Below are 16,522 nucleotides of genomic sequence, written 5' to 3'. Positions count from 1 at the left end.
TTTTTAGGCAAAAAAAACGACTTCAAATGAAGTCGTTTTTTTAAAGAACTAAAATTATTTAATTTTAGCTTCTTTGAAAATTACGTGTTGACGGATTTTTGGATCAAATTTTTTGATTTCCATTTTTTCCGGCATAGTACGTTTGTTCTTAGTAGTGGTATAGAAATAACCTGTACCAGCTGTAGAAACGAGGCGAATCTTATCACGCATTGTTCAGACTCCTTAAATCTTTTGACCTTGAGCACGGAGATCAGCAACAACTTTCTCAATACCCAATTTATCAATAATACGCATACCTTTAGTGGTTAGACGAAGACGTACAAAACGCTTTTCGCTTTCTAACCAAAAACGGTGGTGGTGCAGGTTCGGCTCGAACCGGCGTTTGGTTTTGTTGTTTGCGTGCGATACGTTGTTACCAACGATTGGACGCTTGCCGGTAACTTGGCAAACCTTAGACATGGTGAACTCCATTGCTAGTTTATACAGCACCGTTTCGTGCAACTAGCCATTCAAGTAAACGGATGAAATCATTCAAGGGGCGTTTTATACCAAAAATACGATTAAAAGACAAGCGAATTTGGTAAAAACAAGACATGATCTAGTGTGATAGCTCATGCCTTAACCAAGTGAGGGTTTGTTGATATGTCAACAGCCCCTTTCTAACGAAATAGTGTTTTTAAAAGCAGCTTATGCGTTGCTTTATTATAAGGCGGTAGGATGAATTTTAAACTGTAAAGTTTAGGGCTCACTGGGTTAGACATCATTGAGCGTTCATGTGAGAAGCTAAAGAAGCCTTCTTTACCATGATATTTGCCCATACCTGATGCACCAATGCCGCCAAATGGCAGATCATCCTGCGCCACGTGGGTAAGCACTTGGTTGATACCAAAATGTCCTGAATGAGTACGTCCTGCGACATAATCAGCACGTGCAGTATCAATATCAAAGTAATAGAAAGCCAGTGGACGTGGACGACTATTAATGAACTGAAGTGCATCGTCGATATGGTCGTATTCTAAAATAGGCAGAATTGGACCAAAGATTTCATTCTTCATAATTTCCATTTCAGTGGTCACGCCCGTTAATAAGGTCGGTGCAATTTTACGAACTTCAGTTAAAGACTCATTCTTGGCATTTAGTTCAACAATTGTTGCACCTTGGTCACGAGCATCCTCTAAGTAACCTTGTAAACGATTATATTGTTTGTCATTCACAATAGAGGTGTAATCTTTATTGTCACGCAAGCTTGGGTACATTGTGGTCACAAAGTCATTGTAGTGCTTGGTGAACTCTGCTGTTTTGCCTTTAGGCAGGAACATATAGTCTGGCGCAACACAGGTTTGACCCGCATTCCATAGCTTACCCACGGCAATACGTTGTGCTACATCACGAATATTCATCGCTGAATGGACCAGTGCAGGCGATTTTCCGCCAAGCTCTAAAATCACTGGAACAAGATTCTCTGCTGCCGCTGCCATCACAGTTTTACCGACAGAGGTTGAGCCTGTGAAGATCATTTTATCAAAAGCGAGATGACTGAATGCATCTGAAATAACGCCACCACCATTCACGACAGCAACCAACTCTTGTGGGAATGCTTCAGAAAGGGCATTTTCAAGCACATAACCAAAATTTGAAGAAGCACTCGAAATTTTGATCATGGTATGGTTACCAGCAGCCAAAGCACAGATCAATGGGCCGACTGAAAGTAATAAAGGGTAGTTCCATGGAGCAATCACCCCGATTACACCCAATGGTTGATATTCTACCCAGCCTTTTGCTGGTTGGTGTAACATGCTGATATGGCGTTTAGATGGTTTCATCCATTCAGTTAAGTTCTTGCTATAGTATTTGATATGTTCTAAACAAGTCAGAACTTCGCCAATTTTGGTTTCCATAATGGCACGGTTGCCATAATCTTGACTAATTGCGTTAGCAAATTGATCTTGATACTTTATCAAGATGTTTTTAAGTCGAGCTAAGCGTTCAATACGTTCTTTGGCGCTTGGCACAGGATGGCGTTGGTAAGCTGCTTTTTGCTGCTCAAGCAAATCATGTAGCCGTTTCACATCAACATGAGGTGTCATAGCGGTTGTTTTTGTTTGACTGTTCATAGGAGTGGACCAAAAGAAAGCTTATTATTTTTTAATTTTTAGAGTAAATACTCTAAAGTGTCAAGTCGCTTTATAGGTTTGTTTTATAACCTATTGATTATGTTATAGATGGTTAAAATCAATGTCGCACGCTAAACCGAATAAAACAAAAGATCGAATTCTGCAAATCAGTTTGCAGTTGTTTAATGAGCGTGGAGAGCGTTCGGTCACAACCAACCACATCGCGGCTGAACTCGGGATTAGCCCAGGCAACTTGTATTATCATTTCCGTAACAAGCAGGAAATTATTAAAGAACTGGCACAGCAATATCAGGCTGAAACCTTGGAAATGTTGGCCTTGCCAACGGATCGTCCATTGAATGCCAATGATAAAATTAGCTATTTTCAAGTGCTTAGCAATCAGTTGTGGGCCTATCGTTTTATCCATCGTGATGTCTATCATCTGGTCGAAAATAATGAAGACTTTAGAAAAATTTATCCGCGTTTTGCCGGGCAGGTGATGCAGCAGGGGCAAAAAATCTATCGTGCCTTCGTGGATGCAGGTTTGATGAAGATGACCGATTCAGAAATTGAAGCTTTGATCATCAACTTATGGATTGTGCTGACTAACTGGACCAACTTCTTATATATGTCCGGTCATATCAGCGATAATAACCGCCTCGAAGAAAAGTGGGTTTGGCAAGCATTGCGACAAATGGTGTTCTTAGAAGGCCCATATTTAATGGGTGAAAGTCGCCAAACCTATGAACAGTTACTGAAATCACTTGGACCATCGGACTTGTTCGCGAGTTTGTCTAATCTTAAAAATGATGATGAATAGATCGTCAGCAGCTATTTAGTCAATAGCAAAAAAGGGTTAGAATGCTCGGCTTGATTTTAATTTGATTCGAATAAGTGATATTAACCAAATGAACACGACTACAGCCCACACAGCGCGATTACTGATTACTTGTGAAGACAAGCCGGGGATCGTGCAAGCCGTATCGAGCTTTTTGTATCATCAGGGAGCAAACATTACCGCACTTGATCAGTACGCAACAGAAGCTCAAGGCGGGCGTTATTTCATGCGTGTTGAGTTTGAGATTGATCATTTGCAATCTCGTAAAGAAGCGTTGATGCAGACCTTTGCTGCCAATGTTGCTGAACGTTATGAGATGCAATGGAAGCTTACTTTTGTTGGTGAGTTGAAAAAGGTCGGTATTTTAGTTTCTAAAGTAGACCATGCTTTATTGGAATTGTTATGGCGTCATGCACGTGGTTCATTGCCATGTGAAATTACCCAAGTCATCTCAAACCATCCAGATTTGCGTGAATCGGTTGAAAACTTTGGTATCCCATTCCATGTTGTTCCCGTCAATAAAGACAATAAAGTTGAAGCGTATGCTCAAATTGATGAAATGATGCAGGGCAATGATCTATTGATCTTGGCGCGTTATATGCAGATTTTGAGTGAAGACTTTGTTGCTAAGTGGGAAATGAAGATCATCAATATTCATCATTCTTTCCTACCTGCTTTCGTGGGTGCAAATCCATATAAGCAAGCCTATGAGAAAGGGGTGAAGCTGATTGGTGCAACCGCGCATTACGTGACAGCTGATCTTGATCAAGGCCCAATCATTGAGCAAGATGTTGAGCGTGTGAGCCACGATTATAACGTTGAACAATTGCGTGAGTTGGGTGAAGATGTTGAACGTAATGTCTTGGCGCGCGCAGTTAAATGGCACTTGGAAGACCGTATTATTGTAGATGGCAATAAGACCGTGGTTTTCTAATAAATTGCTAGGTTACAGTATGTAAAGAGAACATGCCGAAAGGCATGTTTTTTTATGTCTATTTTTCAATGGCTAGCAAATATACAAGAAAAAACAGTTGCAAATGAAAACACTTCTCATTTATTATTACGGCACTTTCATTGTTCTATCCGATGAGTGAAATCGTTTTTTTGAAAGCGTCACCATCTATTAGGTACTTAGATTCTTATGAGTCAATCTCCTGCTACATTCAACACGCCACACCCGATGAAAAAGAAAATCATCGCTGCCTTAGTTGCAGTTGTGATTGGACATGTAGGAGTTCTGTGGGCGGTGAGCCACATGAAAACGATTGAGTTAAGACCAATCGAAAAAGAACCGCTTAAGGTGAAGTTCGTTAAGATTAAAGAACCACCTAAACCGGAACCACCGAAACCAAAAGAACAGCCAAAACCTGAACCTAAAAAAGAAGTGAAGGAAGTTAAGGTCGTTGAAAAACCTTTGCCTCCACCGAAAAAGATTGAAAAGGTTCAACAGGTCAAAGAAGCACCAAAACCTGTTCTTCAAAAAACTGAACAAAAGATTGAACCTAAAGTTGAGACCAAAGTCGTTACCACCGTTACTGAAAAAGTAGTTGAAAAACCACAACCCGTTCAGGAAGTAACGAAACCTCAACCTGCTGCTGATCCATCACCAAAACGTGTATCAATTGGCGGTTCAGGGGTTCAATGGAGTCGTTCACCGAAATTATCTGTTACAGCAAAAGATTTAGATAACCAAACACGCTCAGTGATGGTACTGATTGAAGCTGATGAGAAAGGTAAAATTACCAATGCACGTATTACACGTAGTAGTGGTATACCAAATCTCGATGAAAAAGTTTTACGTGCTGTCAGAAGTGCGAAATTTAAACCGTATATGGAAAATGGTGTTGCTTACCCGATTCGAGCAGAGCAGCCGTTTGATCTTAGTCCTTAATAAATTTGAGTCCTTGCGACAGATTAAATCAGGAGTTCGTATATGAACTTTTCAGTTTATTGGCAACATGCAGATGCAGTAAGTAAAACACTGTATTTCATCCTATTAGCAATGTCGATTGCGACGTGGACTATTTTCATTCTGCGCCTATTAGGAACACGCCAATTAAAACAACAAGCTTATACTCAACTTGTTCAAGCTTTGGCTACGCTTAAATCAAAGTTACAGCCATTATCGTTTGAACAACGTAAAGCTGTTGCTGAGCAAGCATTGCTTCGCCAAATCTCTGCTGAAAAATCTCAAGCAGAAAAAGGTGTATCAGTTCTTGGAACGATTGCTTCACTTGCACCGTTTGTGGGTTTATTCGGTACAGTATGGGGGATTTTCCACGCACTTGTTGCTGTTGGTAAAAGTGGTCAAGCTGGTTTAGCTCAAGTTGCAACACCAGTGGGTGAGGCACTGATCATGACCGGTCTTGGACTTGCAGTGGCGATTCCAGCAGTGATGGCGTATAACATCTGTGTACGTTTCAATCGTGGCTTGGCGCATGATTTACAAGATCAAGCACATAGCTTGTTAATCGATACCATGTTGCAGCAAGAAACAGCGGCAAAACCAGAAACTAAAGCGACTCAACAAAGTTTAGTTGGAGGTCAAGCTTAAAATGGGCTTTCAATTGGGTGAAGACCACGACAGTGGCATGAATGAGATGAATCTCATTCCTCTGATCGACATTATGTTGGTATTGATGATTATCTTTTTAGTCACAGCAACGGTTGCTAACCCATCAATTCCATTAAGTTTACCAAAAACCACTGCTGAAATTGTAGATCCGCCACCAAAAGCCATTACCATTAGTATTAATGACAAAGGTGAAGTGGCTTGGGATGCGCAGATTATTAGCTTAGAAGAGCTAGAGAAACGTTTCCACGAGGCGGGACAGGCTGCGACCAAACCGACGGTGCAGTTACGTGCAGATAAAGAATCAAAATACGATACGGTTGCGCAAGTGATGTCTCGTGCTAGCGAAGCAGGCTTAAGTGATATCGCGTTTGTGAGTGAAAACTAAAACAACGCGTTAGAAAGAAAAAAGCAACTCTGAGAGTTGCTTTTTTTATGCCTAGTCAGTTTTGAGCAGATCGAGATATTTAGCACGTAATTTAGAAAGCTTCGGAGGAATGCTAAAGTTGCAGTAACCTTGTGATGGATTGCGTGCAAAGAAGTTTTGGTGATATTCCTCGGCAGGATAGAAGGTTGGTGCTGAGCTCAGTTCAGTCACTATATTCAGACCTTCATCTTCTAGATCATGAATAATCTGTTCTGCTTGTTGCTTTTGCTCCTCATCGAAGTAATAAATAACAGAGCGATACTGCGTGCCAATATCATTACCTTGGCGATTTAAAGTGGTTGGATCATGCGTCGTAAAAAAGACATTCAGTAGTTGTGAATAGCTGATCTGCTGTTCATCAAAATCAATCAGCACAACTTCTGCGTGTTGAGTATTGCCTTGGCAGACTTGTTCATAGGTTGGGTTTTGGCTAATCCCACCTGCATAACCACTCACGACTTTTTCTACACCTTTAAGCTGTAGAAAAACCGCTTCTACACACCAAAAACATCCACCACCTACGAGCGCTTGTTGCATGAGACTCCCCAATTTTTAATTTTAAGAATGCTACTAAAGTAAACGAAGTATTGAAAAAGTAAAAGCCCGTGTTCGAAACGAGCTTTTACTTTTTTGTGATCTACAAATTACGGAAGAGGCTGAATCACTGTGACGAAGCTAACCAGTACTTTGCCTGATGCATCCATAAATTTAAGCTCATGGCCTTTCAGCTCGTAATTGGTTGTGCTTGCCAAAGCATTGCTATATTGGCGTGAAAGCGCGCTATTATCTTTACCGATACACGCCATCATGGTTGAAGCAATCGGACCTAAGCGTAAGACCGCACCTTGGCTTTCAAAGCTGCCTTGAATCTGGTTACAACCATCTGCACCGAAGAAGCGTTTACCTTTCGCATCAAATTGAATCGCAGGGCGCTTGCCAGAAAGATCATTGCTTTTGATCTCTACACCATTGATCTGTGTAGCGATCCAGTTACGGTTATACAGTCCGATGCTTTCTTTTTGAGATGCATTCGGTGAGGTCTGGAGAGATTCTGTAGTTGCACAACCCGTCATTGCTACGGCAACTGCCAAAGTACAAGAAGCTAAAAAAGGCTTTAACATAAGATTTTAAATCCGAATCATTGTGTTTCTATGCCCGCTATTAAAATAAAACAACGTGGAGCTGAGCAGGATATTCGGTATCCTTTTGTAAATGTTCAGATGTTTTTAATGAAATTAGTGGAAAAATCACTCAGTTTTAGGAAGCCCTGTACGAATGACATCCGAAAAATATTCACTGCTTTGGTTGGGTTGTTGTTCATATTGCTCAGCACGTGGATTGATATGCGCCAAGCGATACCATTCTTTCATGCTGTAATTTTGATTGAGCGCTTTCAAATCGTAGAGGTAATTGGGTAAATAACCTGAGGCCAATAAACGATAATCTTTGGGTAAACGTTGCGGATTAATCGCTTGAACCATATCAAAGACCAGTGTGGTGCAGTTACTGGTAAGCGTGTTGTACCATTTTGCTTCTGCACGCAGTTCATCAGCTTTGTGTAGATATTCAATAAATAGGGCTTTACGTTCAGGCGCAGGCATTTTGACTGGGAATAAATAGACTTGCTCATGACGAATATTGCTGCGCGTATAGATCAAATCTTTTTCATCGGATGCGACTAAACTGAGTTCGTATTTACGGAAAAAGCCACCAATCGCAGAAAAGTCTTCACCTTTTTCCTTACGAATTTCAATAGAGAATACCAGGGGCTTTTGATCTGCAAAATCGAAACTGACCAGCGTATGCGCAATTTGTGGGCCCATCCAATAAGAAGTGATGACATTGATGCCCGTAATTTTATTCAGATCAATGCTACGGTCTTCCCAACGAATGTCATAGCTGCCATCAGCATGCCAATCGAAATTTCGGACATTGTGTAGCTGTACAATATCCCCATTCTTTTCGTAATGGAGCTGTTCTGCAACTTCTGGGTTCCAATCTCTATCCTGTCTTGCATCCAGAGAAAAATACCAAGCTAAGGAGCAGGCAAATGCAACACAATAAATAATGATATCAGTGCGGCGGCTAAAAAGATGACCGCTGACATAAACGCCAATTAGGCTAAGTGCAAATAAAACCCATAGCACAATTGCAGCGCGGCTAAAAAAGCTGCCTAAGGGTTGCTGAATCCATAATGCCAGACAGAGCCAGACACTTGAAAGGATCACGCACAAGGTAAACAGACCGTGTAAAAGCCCGATGCCTAAAGCGATGAAAAACTCACGTGATCCAATATTGTGCATGGCAAGTGCGATCCATTTTTATTTTTGGTAGGTCGCAAACTCAAAAGTAACCCCTGATTTCTCATCAGTATGCTGTTCTGAGTTTACTTTGCGAAAGTCGTCAGAGATTTTTGGGTAATGTGCATCGCCTTGAACATCGAGATCAACGTGAGTTAATTCTAAACGATCAGCAATGGCGAGTGTTTGAGTAAAAATCTCTCCACCCCCAATGATAAATAAGGATGCTTTTTCAGCGTGTTGTGCATCTGTAAATGCACCATTGAGCGCATCTTCAATACTGTGCGCGACTTTAACCCCTTCAAAATGCCATTCAGGGTCACGGGTAATCACCCAATTGACACGATTCGGTAGGGTGCGTCCCATAGATTCAAGGGTTTTACGCCCCATAATCACCACACCACCTTGAGTAATGGCTTTAAAGTGTTTTAGGTCAGCAGAGATATGCCACGGCAAAGCATTGCCTTTACCGATACAGTGATTTTTATCCATTGCAACTACGTGGACAACTTCAGTGCCTTGCCATGCCATTTTTATATGCTCTCTAATCGATTTAAACTGCGACGGGTGCTTTAATTGCTGGGTGTGATTCATACCCTACAATTTCAATATCTTCAAATTTAAAGTCGAAAATATCAGTGATCTCAGGATTTAGTTTTAATTGACACAGCGGTAGCGGCTCACGGCTAAGCTGTAATTGCGCCTGTTCAAAGTGATTGGCATATAAATGCGTATCACCACCTGTCCAGACAAAATCACCTACGCCTAAACCACAGACCTGGGCAATCATATGTGTAAGTAGGGCATAGCTCGCAATATTAAACGGGACACCTAAAAACACATCGGCACTACGTTGATATAACTGGCATGACAGCTTGTTGTCTTGTACAAAAAACTGGAACAGGGTATGGCAAGGTGGTAATGCAACTTTGCCTGCTTCATTTGGATTCCAACCTGACACAATCAAACGACGTGAATTCGGATTGGTTTTAATTTCATTGATCAACCATTTGATCTGGTCAAAGCCATCCTGCTGATAGCTACCATCTTCATTTTGGGTTGCGCCAAAGTTACGCCATTGGTGACCATAAACTGGACCAAGCTCACTTTCAGGGCGGCCAAAACGAGCTGTTTGTTCTGCGGTTGCCCACTCATCCCAAATCGAAACTTTATTGTCTTTGAGGTATTGAACGTTGGTATCACCTTTAAGGAACCAAAGTAATTCAATGGCAATAGAGCGAAAATGGACTTTCTTGGTGGTGAGCAGCGGAAAGCCTTTAGAAAGATCAAAGCGCATCTGATGACCAAATACAGAACGTGTACCTGTGCCAGTACGGTCGCCTTTGTCGCCGCCATTGTCGAGGATATGTTGTAAAAGGTCTAAGTAAGTGCGCATCGTGATTCCTAATCGCAAATTTTTATCGGGCTAATCTTATCAGAATTTATGTGATAAATAATGTGGCAATTAAGCGTCATTAACTGTCGTAGTACAGACTTTGTACTCTATCCTAGTTTAGCTGCTTGTTTTATATTAAGTTCTATAAATAAGTACATGGACAAGCAACAAAATGAATCTTCAACCAGAAAATTTACCGAATACTTTACATCCATATCTAGAAAAAATTTCAGCCACTGTTTTGCCAACTGTAATCTTACAGCTCACTCCTAACGATGCCTTGACTGTATGGCAAAGTAAGATTGGGGGAGAACCGTATTTACCTTTGGATACTGCTTATCCTGTCGATTCGAATGGCAATCCGTTGGCTTTGTTGGCACAGTTTAATTTTTCTGAAATTCCAAGTTTACCCAATTTTCCAGACAAGGGGATTTTGCAGTTTTATATTGCAGCTGATGATTTGTATGGAATGAATTTCGACGACCAGCAACAGCAATCTGGTTTTAAGGTCTTATATTTTGAGCAGTTGATTGAAGATGCAGCGCAATTAAAACAGGATTTTTCAGATATTCAATTGAGTGAAGCTGATTATTTACCTTTTGCAGGACAGTACTCGATTGAATTTCAGCGTACTGAACAGCCGATCAGTCTTGAGGATTTTACTTTTGGAAAGAAAGTCTTGGGTGTTGATGAGCTTTACGATTTTGAAGATCAATTTGAAGGTGGCGATTTCGAAGATGATTTTATTGAACCCTACAATGAGTTGGTTTCCGCAACAGGCCATCGCTTAGGGGGATATCCTTATTTTACCCAGACAGATCCACGCCACTATAACGAAAAGGTGCAAGATTATATTTTACTTTTCCAACTGGATACTGATGATGCAGAAAACGAGATTATGTGGGGTGATTCCGGCGTAGGGAATTTCTTTATTCATCCAGAAGATTTAAAGAAGAGAGACTTTTCTAAAGTGCTATATAACTGGGATTGTTGTTAAATAAAAAAAGCGGATGAGTTTTCATCCGCTTTTTTCTAGGTTTTAAATCTTATTCAGTAACAAAAGTAACTTTGCCATCTTCTAAAGATTTAACACGCGCTAAGGACTCAACGCGGTAGCCTTTTTCAAGCAATACGTCACGGCCCGGTTGGAATGATTTTTCAATCACGATACCAACACCAACAACTTCAGCTTTTGCTTGATGAATTAAGTCAATTAGACCTAACGCAGCTTGACCATTTGCCAAGAAGTCATCGATCACAAGTGCTTTGTCAGTTGAACTAAGGTGCTTGTTTGAAATCGCAATAGTACTTTCAGTTTGTTTGGTGAACGAGAACACTTTAGAACGGTAAAGGTCGTCTTTCAATGTTAATGACTGGTATTTACGTGCAAAAATAACAGGAACACCAAGTTCTAAACCTGCCATGATTGCAGGTGCGATACCTGAAGCCTCGATGGTAATAATTTTAGTAATACCAGCATCTTTAAAGCGAGCGGCAAACTCTTTACCAATCAGTTGCATTAACACCGGATCGATTTGGTGGTTTAAGAAAGCATCAACTTTCAAAACCTGATCAGATAGAACGATACCTTCATTTAAGATTTTCTGTTCTAAAGCGTACACGGGAGAATCCTCTAAACGGATGCTTATTCAAGCAAAGGCATATTTTAAAAAGCATCTAAAAAAATGCAAGCCAAAATTGACCAGATGCTTAGTTTGTTTTACCTGAATAACCCGTTAATAGTAGGCCATATGATGATTTTCCATCATTATGTGCCATTTTTACTGGTAAGTAATCCAATTTCGGAGCTAACCAGAACACAGTATTACGCTCAGGTTTATCGTGCTGCATGACGACTTTAATGGTATTAAATGTGCCATAAGGGGTTTTGATACTTTCGTTGCCTTGTTTCACAAAACGACGTTCATCCAATGCCTTTGCATCTGCAATTAGATATTTGGTTTTGAGTGAATTGTTTTTTAAATCCTCACGAATTTGCAATTCAGCATTGAGTTCATCCAATGCACCTGCTTGCCATGCAAATGAGTTAGAGGTTTTATCTTTTTGGGTATTCACAACTTTACTGTTTGGGTTGAAGTCGATACTCATGGTGTTGTTGTGAATCAAAACTTTGCTGCTACGGCTAAATTTTTGTGAGCTAATCTTATTGTCAGCAAAGCTAAATTGACTGGTTTCAGATGCAGATGCGATCGCACCAGCTTTGGCATTGAATTTGTACGTCCAGTTATTGCCTTGCTGTGAAAGGGTACGTGTGGCAGAGCCTAAGTTTTTATTGTTGTAGCTAAACTGATAGCTCGCCTGAAAAGGTGCCATTGCCAGCGCATGACTAGATAAGCTTACACTTAGAAGCGTCGCCGACGTAATGCCTAGAACTTTCAATAATTGCTTTGTCATAACACTATATCCTTTGAGTGATGCAATCAGTCATCACTCATTTATCTTTACCATTTAAAGCTATTATGCTTGTAGATTATGAAGAAAAGATCAGGCTTTTTATGAGGTACTTGTTAATTTTTCGTATAAATCATGAAGATATGTATTTCAATAAAATATCGTGAGATGGGATAAACCACAGCGAGGTGTGGCTATCTTTTACTGTCTTTTTGTTGAATCGGTGTGACCTCGGAGTCCTCTAGTCCATCGGCATCAAAATCGTCATCATTCGGTGGATATAATATCGCGGCGAGATTGACATTGCCCCAAACGATGAGTTCCGCAGGGCGAACGCGTGCGCGATTAACATGTACTTTACTCAACGTTTCGATAATGCTGGCTTTTTTGCCTAACCAGCGATTTAAATCAAGATAAAGTAGGTCATCTTGAACTTTGACGACTTCAAAATGTTCTAAGATTTTGCCGAGCGGGTCTTCTTCACGAAATTTCTGGTAATACCAGATCGCAATATAAAAGCCCCATTTCTGAAAAATGTTTTTGAATTTGGCTTCAATCACTTGGGTATTGCTGATTTGTTCAAATACCATAAGCTGTACGTCTTGATTCATTTCCATTTGAATCAGTTTTAAATCAACAGATAAAGTGGTATGTAAACCTTTAACATCTAAAGTTGTATATAAGCGTAACCAACCATCATAAAGGTCGGCATGCAGGTCTTGCATGATGCCAACGTTCTCAGTGACGTAACGTTCCATGGTCGCATTCACAAAGACTTGTGAAAGTGAAAACTCTCTTTCTTCTTCGATGAATTCTTCGGCTTTTTGGTAAACTTTACGTAGACGTTTAACAACGGATGAAATTAGCGTTTGCATAAAAGTTGTTCCAGAAAGTGAATTGATGGGTTATGCAATGCCACGATCTTTGTATTAACTAAAAAAATAAAAATAAATTTCTGACTTGCAGTGTAGCAAAATTAATTGCTACATTTTCATAAAATGATGGTATGGAAACACTGTAACTATAAGTGGATCACATTTTTGTAAAATTTTGAATATTGGTTTGGTTTTTATACGGTTATACCGTTGGGGAAGGGGCATTTTTGTCACTTAAATACCATGTGGAATAAAATTAATTTTCGTTCAGAACTGTCTCCTTATTGGTGGCAAGATCCAATTTTTGTTGGGGCAGTGGCTTTGGCGATGCTTTTGCATGGCGCGGTGTTGGCTATTCAATTTGCAATGCCATCACCATCTGACACTTCGACTAAAGAAATTGCGGTGACAGTTCGTCCGAGTCAGGAAAAAGTCAAAGATGCGGACTTCTTGGCACAAGCTGATCAACAAGGTTCTGGTGATTTCCGCGAAGCACATCGTATGTCAAGTGATATGCCATCACCGATGCAGGCGGATGCGACAACAGGTGAAAAAGAGCTAGAAAGTCTGGAAAAAGTTCAGCAAAAACGTGAACTAAAATTTGAAGAAAAAGTTTTAATGACTGTTTTGAGTTGGCAAAAGCAAGCAGAGCAGAGCGAACGAAAAAAGACCTTGGATGATTTACAAAGCCAATTTCAAGCCAAAGCTGCAATGGTGGCAAGCTTGGAAGCACAATATCTGCAACGCCAACAAAACTTTAGCCGCAAACAACGCATTAAAACCGTTGATGGGATTCAGGCTAAACAAGATGCGTCTGCGACTTACTTAGATAAGTTTCGTCAAAAAGTTGAACTTTATGGCAACCGTTATTATCCAGATCAAGCAAAACAGCAGCATTTAGCGGGTGAAGTCCGTTTGATGGTGATTTTGAATGCCGAAGGTGGAATTCGAGCTATTCGTCTTATCGAAAGTTCTGGACATGCAATTTTGGATGAAGCCGCTAAGGCATCAGTACGCCGTGGTGCACCATTTGGACCTTTCGATGCCAAGATGAAAAAAGTCATTTCTGAGTTACGTATCATTCGTACATGGCGTTTTGATCCTATCGATGCAGAGTTTGAAGTGCACTAATGAAAGCTGCACTTCTTATTCGAAAATAATGATGTATAAACTGAAAATTAAATATTGATAAAAATCATTTGATTATTTTTCACCAATCGCGAGCACTCTTTTAAGTTTAATTAAAACAAGCAACTAAATTTACCTATTAGAACTTGAATTGATAATAAAAACAATTATCATTTGCAATGTGTTTTAGGTTAATTCTCCTTTTGAAAATGAATGCATCCTTCTTAAAATTTATCGGGGGAATGAGATGCATGTTTTCAAGACCGCTCCCTTGCAATAAGGACATATTTCATGCATCAACATCCAACTTTAAATGTATTTAAAGCGCATCCGCTTGTATTGGCGATGGCTGCCATACTATTACCTTCATTGGCTTTTGCAGAAGGCGATAACAGTACTGAAAATGCCAAACTACCTACAATTACCGTTAAAGCAGATGAGTTAGAAAAAGAGAAAACAGCATATACCGTTAAAAAAACAACCACGGCTGTACCGCTAGGGTTATCTGTGAAGGAGACTCCGCAATCAGTTTCTATTATTACAGAGCAGAGAATAAAAGATCAGGGGCTTACTAGCCTAGTCGACGTTGCTGAAAATGTAACTGGAATTAATGCGCAACGTTATGAAACCAATCGTAATAGTTTGCATGCGCGAGGTTTTCAAATTGATAATTATCAAATAGACGGCGTCCCTACACGCTATGAGCAACCTTGGAGTTCAGGTGAGACTGCAACAAGTGCTGTTTTATTTGATCGTATTGAAGTGGTACGTGGGGCAACTGGTTTAATGACAGGGCCTGGGAATCCTTCTGCTGCGATCAATATGATTCGTAAGCGAGCTACTAGTACAGTGCCTACAGGCAATTTGGAGGTCAGCGGTGGTAGTTGGAATAATTACCGTGTTACGGGAGATATTTCTAATAGTCTGAATGAATCTGGCTCATTACGAGGCCGTGCGGTTGCTCAATATGAACAAGGTGATAGTTATATTGATTTGTTAAATAAACAAGCCTTGACTGCCTTGATTACTGGGGAAGCTGATCTGACTGAGAATACGCTATTATCAGCAGGTGTTAGCTATCAAGAAAACAAAGGCGATAGTCCAATGTGGGGTGGTTTACCTGTTTGGTATAGCGATGGCAGTCGTGCTAAATGGGACCGTAGTAAAACAACAAGTACAAATTGGGCGCGGTGGGATAGTGACTACACTAATCTATTTGCAGATATAACCCACCGTTTTAATCAAAATTGGAATGCGAAACTATCTTATAGCCGAGGTGATCGTAATGGCGACTCGAAACTATTGTATCTGTCTGGAAGTCCAGATAAGAATACAGGGCTAGGTTTGGGGGCATTTGCTGGTTCTTATATTACGAATACTCAGCAAGATGATATTGGTTTACAAGTGAACGGAAAGTTCGAATTATTAGGTCAACAGCATGAACTGACCTTGGGGTATATTCACTCTACACAAGACTTTAAATCGGATAGTCGAAATGCAAACTACGCAACACAGCCTGCGATAAATTTTAATAACTGGAATGGTTCATATCCAGCTCCTAAGTGGAGTGATGCAAGTTTCTATGAGAAAAGTAAGACCAAACAAGATGCGGTTTATTTTGCAACGCGGTGGACAATATTAGAACCCTTAAAGCTGATTTTAGGTGGTCGTTTAACAGATTTTCAAAAAACTGGAAATGGGCTCTGGACGCCAGCCTACGACATTAAACATAACAATGAATTTACGCCTTATGCTGGTGTTATATATGATTTCAATGATGCGATTTCTGCATATGCAAGTTATACCAGTATCTTCCAACCACAGTCTGAACAAGATATTAATGGCAAAGTACTTAACCCAATTGAGGGCAAGAGTACTGAAATCGGTTTGAAATCAGGTTGGTTTGATGGGCGCTTAAATGGGACATTGGCTCTATTTAAAATTGAACAAGATAATTTAGCTCAACAAGCTGGGGTTCATGAGAATAAAGATATTTACTATCGCGCTGCAAAAGGAACTGAGAGTAAAGGATTCGAATTAGAGCTTAGTGGTGAGATTTTACCAGACTGGAAATTAACAGCTGGTTATAGCCAGTTTAAGGCAACTGATATTAATGGTGATGACATTAATTCTGAGTTACCTCGTAAAATGATACAGACTTTTACGACGTATCAATTACCAGGTAAATTTAGCGCGCTTACAGTTGGTGGTGGCGTAAATTGGCAAAGCAGCACTTATGTGAAAGCAGTAAATCCGCTAAAAGTGACTGAAAAAGTTGAGCAAAGCTCATATGCATTAGTGAATTTAATGGCTCGTTATCAATTAAGCAAAGACTTCTCTGCTCAACTCAATATCAATAATTTATTTGATAAAGAGTACTATGGAATTTTCCCTGCATATGGTCAAACAACATGGGGAACGCCACGGAATGCAACTTTAGCTTTACGCTACCAATTCTAA

19 protein-coding genes are annotated in these 16,522 nt (G+C 40.2%); 8 read left to right on the top strand and 11 right to left on the bottom strand.

The genetic code is table 11. The features are described 5' to 3' along the window. Positions 1–54: 54 nt before the first annotated feature. The 3 genes from rpmG to FPL17_RS11755 all read right to left on the bottom strand — a co-directional run bounded on the left by rpmG (position 55) and on the right by FPL17_RS11755 (position 2,114). Positions 55–210, bottom strand: coding sequence for a 50S ribosomal protein L33 (gene rpmG, locus FPL17_RS11765; protein ID WP_003654787.1), 156 nt, complete (start codon positions 208–210; stop codon positions 55–57). A 12-nt stretch (positions 211–222) separates the two neighbouring features. Beyond that, positions 223–459, bottom strand: coding sequence for a 50S ribosomal protein L28 (gene rpmB / locus FPL17_RS11760; RefSeq protein WP_004649871.1), 237 nt, complete (start codon positions 457–459; stop codon positions 223–225). Positions 460–659: 200 nt separating this feature from the next. Further along, the gene (locus FPL17_RS11755) at positions 660–2,114 is read right to left on the bottom strand and encodes a coniferyl aldehyde dehydrogenase (protein WP_016164977.1); all 1,455 of its coding nucleotides are present in this window, start codon (positions 2,112–2,114) and stop codon (positions 660–662) included. 121 nt (positions 2,115–2,235) lie between these two features. On the opposite strand from FPL17_RS11755, the gene FPL17_RS11750 reads away from it, so the two are divergent. The 5 genes from FPL17_RS11750 to FPL17_RS11730 all read left to right on the top strand — a co-directional run bounded on the left by FPL17_RS11750 (position 2,236) and on the right by FPL17_RS11730 (position 5,912). Continuing rightward, positions 2,236–2,934 (top strand): TetR/AcrR family transcriptional regulator, encoded by a 699-nt coding sequence (locus FPL17_RS11750; RefSeq protein ID WP_004655980.1) that lies wholly within the window; start codon positions 2,236–2,238, stop codon positions 2,932–2,934. Between the two features lie 88 nt (positions 2,935–3,022). After that, the gene (gene purU, locus FPL17_RS11745; RefSeq protein ID WP_004802565.1) at positions 3,023–3,886 is read left to right on the top strand and encodes a formyltetrahydrofolate deformylase; all 864 of its coding nucleotides are present in this window, start codon (positions 3,023–3,025) and stop codon (positions 3,884–3,886) included. A gap of 207 nt (positions 3,887–4,093) precedes the next feature. After that, the gene (locus FPL17_RS11740; RefSeq protein ID WP_004802567.1) at positions 4,094–4,843 is read left to right on the top strand and encodes an energy transducer TonB family protein; all 750 of its coding nucleotides are present in this window, start codon (positions 4,094–4,096) and stop codon (positions 4,841–4,843) included. Between the two features lie 42 nt (positions 4,844–4,885). Next, on the top strand, positions 4,886–5,506 hold the full coding sequence (locus tag FPL17_RS11735) for a MotA/TolQ/ExbB proton channel family protein (RefSeq protein ID WP_159885215.1): 621 nt from the start codon (positions 4,886–4,888) through the stop codon (positions 5,504–5,506). A 1-nt stretch (position 5,507) separates the two neighbouring features. Continuing rightward, entirely contained in the window at positions 5,508–5,912 is a 405-nt protein-coding gene (locus FPL17_RS11730; protein ID WP_159885213.1) for an ExbD/TolR family protein, read from the top strand. 51 nt (positions 5,913–5,963) lie between these two features. Here FPL17_RS11730 and msrA read toward each other — a convergent pair whose 3' ends face one another. The 5 genes from msrA to thyA form a co-directional block, all read right to left on the bottom strand. Then, complete coding sequence (msrA, locus tag FPL17_RS11725) at positions 5,964–6,488, bottom strand: peptide-methionine (S)-S-oxide reductase MsrA (RefSeq protein ID WP_159885211.1); 525 nt, start codon at positions 6,486–6,488, stop codon at positions 5,964–5,966. A 107-nt stretch (positions 6,489–6,595) separates the two neighbouring features. Further along, on the bottom strand, positions 6,596–7,072 hold the full coding sequence (locus tag FPL17_RS11720) for an META domain-containing protein (RefSeq protein ID WP_159885209.1): 477 nt from the start codon (positions 7,070–7,072) through the stop codon (positions 6,596–6,598). Between the two features lie 126 nt (positions 7,073–7,198). Beyond that, a complete protein-coding gene (locus FPL17_RS11715) occupies positions 7,199–8,254 on the bottom strand; it encodes an Lnb N-terminal periplasmic domain-containing protein (protein WP_151715495.1) in 1,056 nt (351 codons plus the stop codon). A gap of 18 nt (positions 8,255–8,272) precedes the next feature. Further along, positions 8,273–8,782, bottom strand: a complete 510-nt coding sequence (locus FPL17_RS11710) for a dihydrofolate reductase (protein WP_159885207.1) — start codon at positions 8,780–8,782, stop codon at positions 8,273–8,275. A gap of 22 nt (positions 8,783–8,804) precedes the next feature. Then, positions 8,805–9,647, bottom strand: coding sequence for a thymidylate synthase (gene thyA / locus FPL17_RS11705; RefSeq protein ID WP_005192259.1), 843 nt, complete (start codon positions 9,645–9,647; stop codon positions 8,805–8,807). A 172-nt stretch (positions 9,648–9,819) separates the two neighbouring features. Between thyA and FPL17_RS11700 the strand changes: the two genes are divergently transcribed. Further along, complete coding sequence (locus FPL17_RS11700) at positions 9,820–10,644, top strand: YwqG family protein (protein ID WP_159885205.1); 825 nt, start codon at positions 9,820–9,822, stop codon at positions 10,642–10,644. Positions 10,645–10,693: 49 nt separating this feature from the next. On the opposite strand, the gene FPL17_RS11695 is transcribed toward FPL17_RS11700, so the two are convergent. From FPL17_RS11695 to FPL17_RS11685, 3 genes are all read right to left on the bottom strand, one after another. Further along, complete coding sequence (locus FPL17_RS11695) at positions 10,694–11,269, bottom strand: xanthine phosphoribosyltransferase (RefSeq protein WP_151715492.1); 576 nt, start codon at positions 11,267–11,269, stop codon at positions 10,694–10,696. Between the two features lie 88 nt (positions 11,270–11,357). Then, entirely contained in the window at positions 11,358–12,062 is a 705-nt protein-coding gene (locus FPL17_RS11690) for a DUF3108 domain-containing protein (protein ID WP_005192263.1), read from the bottom strand. Between the two features lie 191 nt (positions 12,063–12,253). Continuing rightward, the gene (locus FPL17_RS11685) at positions 12,254–12,934 is read right to left on the bottom strand and encodes a hypothetical protein (protein WP_159885203.1); all 681 of its coding nucleotides are present in this window, start codon (positions 12,932–12,934) and stop codon (positions 12,254–12,256) included. A gap of 243 nt (positions 12,935–13,177) precedes the next feature. On the opposite strand from FPL17_RS11685, the gene FPL17_RS11680 reads away from it, so the two are divergent. Continuing rightward, positions 13,178–14,065, top strand: a complete 888-nt coding sequence (locus FPL17_RS11680) for an energy transducer TonB (RefSeq protein ID WP_159885201.1) — start codon at positions 13,178–13,180, stop codon at positions 14,063–14,065. Positions 14,066–14,353: 288 nt separating this feature from the next. Further along, positions 14,354–16,522, top strand: a complete 2,169-nt coding sequence (gene fhuE / locus FPL17_RS11675; RefSeq protein WP_151715489.1) for a ferric-rhodotorulic acid/ferric-coprogen receptor FhuE — start codon at positions 14,354–14,356, stop codon at positions 16,520–16,522.

It is taken from the genome of Acinetobacter dispersus, assembly GCF_009884975.1.
Taxonomy (GTDB): domain Bacteria; phylum Pseudomonadota; class Gammaproteobacteria; order Pseudomonadales; family Moraxellaceae; genus Acinetobacter; species Acinetobacter dispersus.
This window is presented reverse-complemented; position numbering and strand designations above follow the sequence as displayed.

What these genes read in the sequence shown, in the direction of transcription:
- rpmG (WP_003654787.1), bottom strand. Translation starts at nt 210, where the DNA reads ATGCGTGATAAGATTCGCCTCGTTTCTACAGCTGGTACAGGTTATTTC.
- rpmB (WP_004649871.1), bottom strand. Translation starts at nt 459, where the DNA reads ATGTCTAAGGTTTGCCAAGTTACCGGCAAGCGTCCAATCGTTGGTAAC.
- FPL17_RS11755 (WP_016164977.1), bottom strand. Translation starts at nt 2,114, where the DNA reads ATGAACAGTCAAACAAAAACAACCGCTATGACACCTCATGTTGATGTG.
- FPL17_RS11750 (WP_004655980.1), top strand. Translation starts at nt 2,236, where the DNA reads ATGTCGCACGCTAAACCGAATAAAACAAAAGATCGAATTCTGCAAATC.
- purU (WP_004802565.1), top strand. Translation starts at nt 3,023, where the DNA reads ATGAACACGACTACAGCCCACACAGCGCGATTACTGATTACTTGTGAA.
- FPL17_RS11740 (WP_004802567.1), top strand. Translation starts at nt 4,094, where the DNA reads ATGAGTCAATCTCCTGCTACATTCAACACGCCACACCCGATGAAAAAG.
- FPL17_RS11735 (WP_159885215.1), top strand. Translation starts at nt 4,886, where the DNA reads ATGAACTTTTCAGTTTATTGGCAACATGCAGATGCAGTAAGTAAAACA.
- FPL17_RS11730 (WP_159885213.1), top strand. Translation starts at nt 5,508, where the DNA reads ATGGGCTTTCAATTGGGTGAAGACCACGACAGTGGCATGAATGAGATG.
- msrA (WP_159885211.1), bottom strand. Translation starts at nt 6,488, where the DNA reads ATGCAACAAGCGCTCGTAGGTGGTGGATGTTTTTGGTGTGTAGAAGCG.
- FPL17_RS11720 (WP_159885209.1), bottom strand. Translation starts at nt 7,072, where the DNA reads ATGTTAAAGCCTTTTTTAGCTTCTTGTACTTTGGCAGTTGCCGTAGCA.
- FPL17_RS11715 (WP_151715495.1), bottom strand. Translation starts at nt 8,254, where the DNA reads ATGCACAATATTGGATCACGTGAGTTTTTCATCGCTTTAGGCATCGGG.
- FPL17_RS11710 (WP_159885207.1), bottom strand. Translation starts at nt 8,782, where the DNA reads ATGGCATGGCAAGGCACTGAAGTTGTCCACGTAGTTGCAATGGATAAA.
- thyA (WP_005192259.1), bottom strand. Translation starts at nt 9,647, where the DNA reads ATGCGCACTTACTTAGACCTTTTACAACATATCCTCGACAATGGCGGC.
- FPL17_RS11700 (WP_159885205.1), top strand. Translation starts at nt 9,820, where the DNA reads ATGAATCTTCAACCAGAAAATTTACCGAATACTTTACATCCATATCTA.
- FPL17_RS11690 (WP_005192263.1), bottom strand. Translation starts at nt 12,062, where the DNA reads ATGACAAAGCAATTATTGAAAGTTCTAGGCATTACGTCGGCGACGCTT.
- FPL17_RS11685 (WP_159885203.1), bottom strand. Translation starts at nt 12,934, where the DNA reads ATGCAAACGCTAATTTCATCCGTTGTTAAACGTCTACGTAAAGTTTAC.
- FPL17_RS11680 (WP_159885201.1), top strand. Translation starts at nt 13,178, where the DNA reads ATGTGGAATAAAATTAATTTTCGTTCAGAACTGTCTCCTTATTGGTGG.
- fhuE (WP_151715489.1), top strand. Translation starts at nt 14,354, where the DNA reads ATGCATCAACATCCAACTTTAAATGTATTTAAAGCGCATCCGCTTGTA.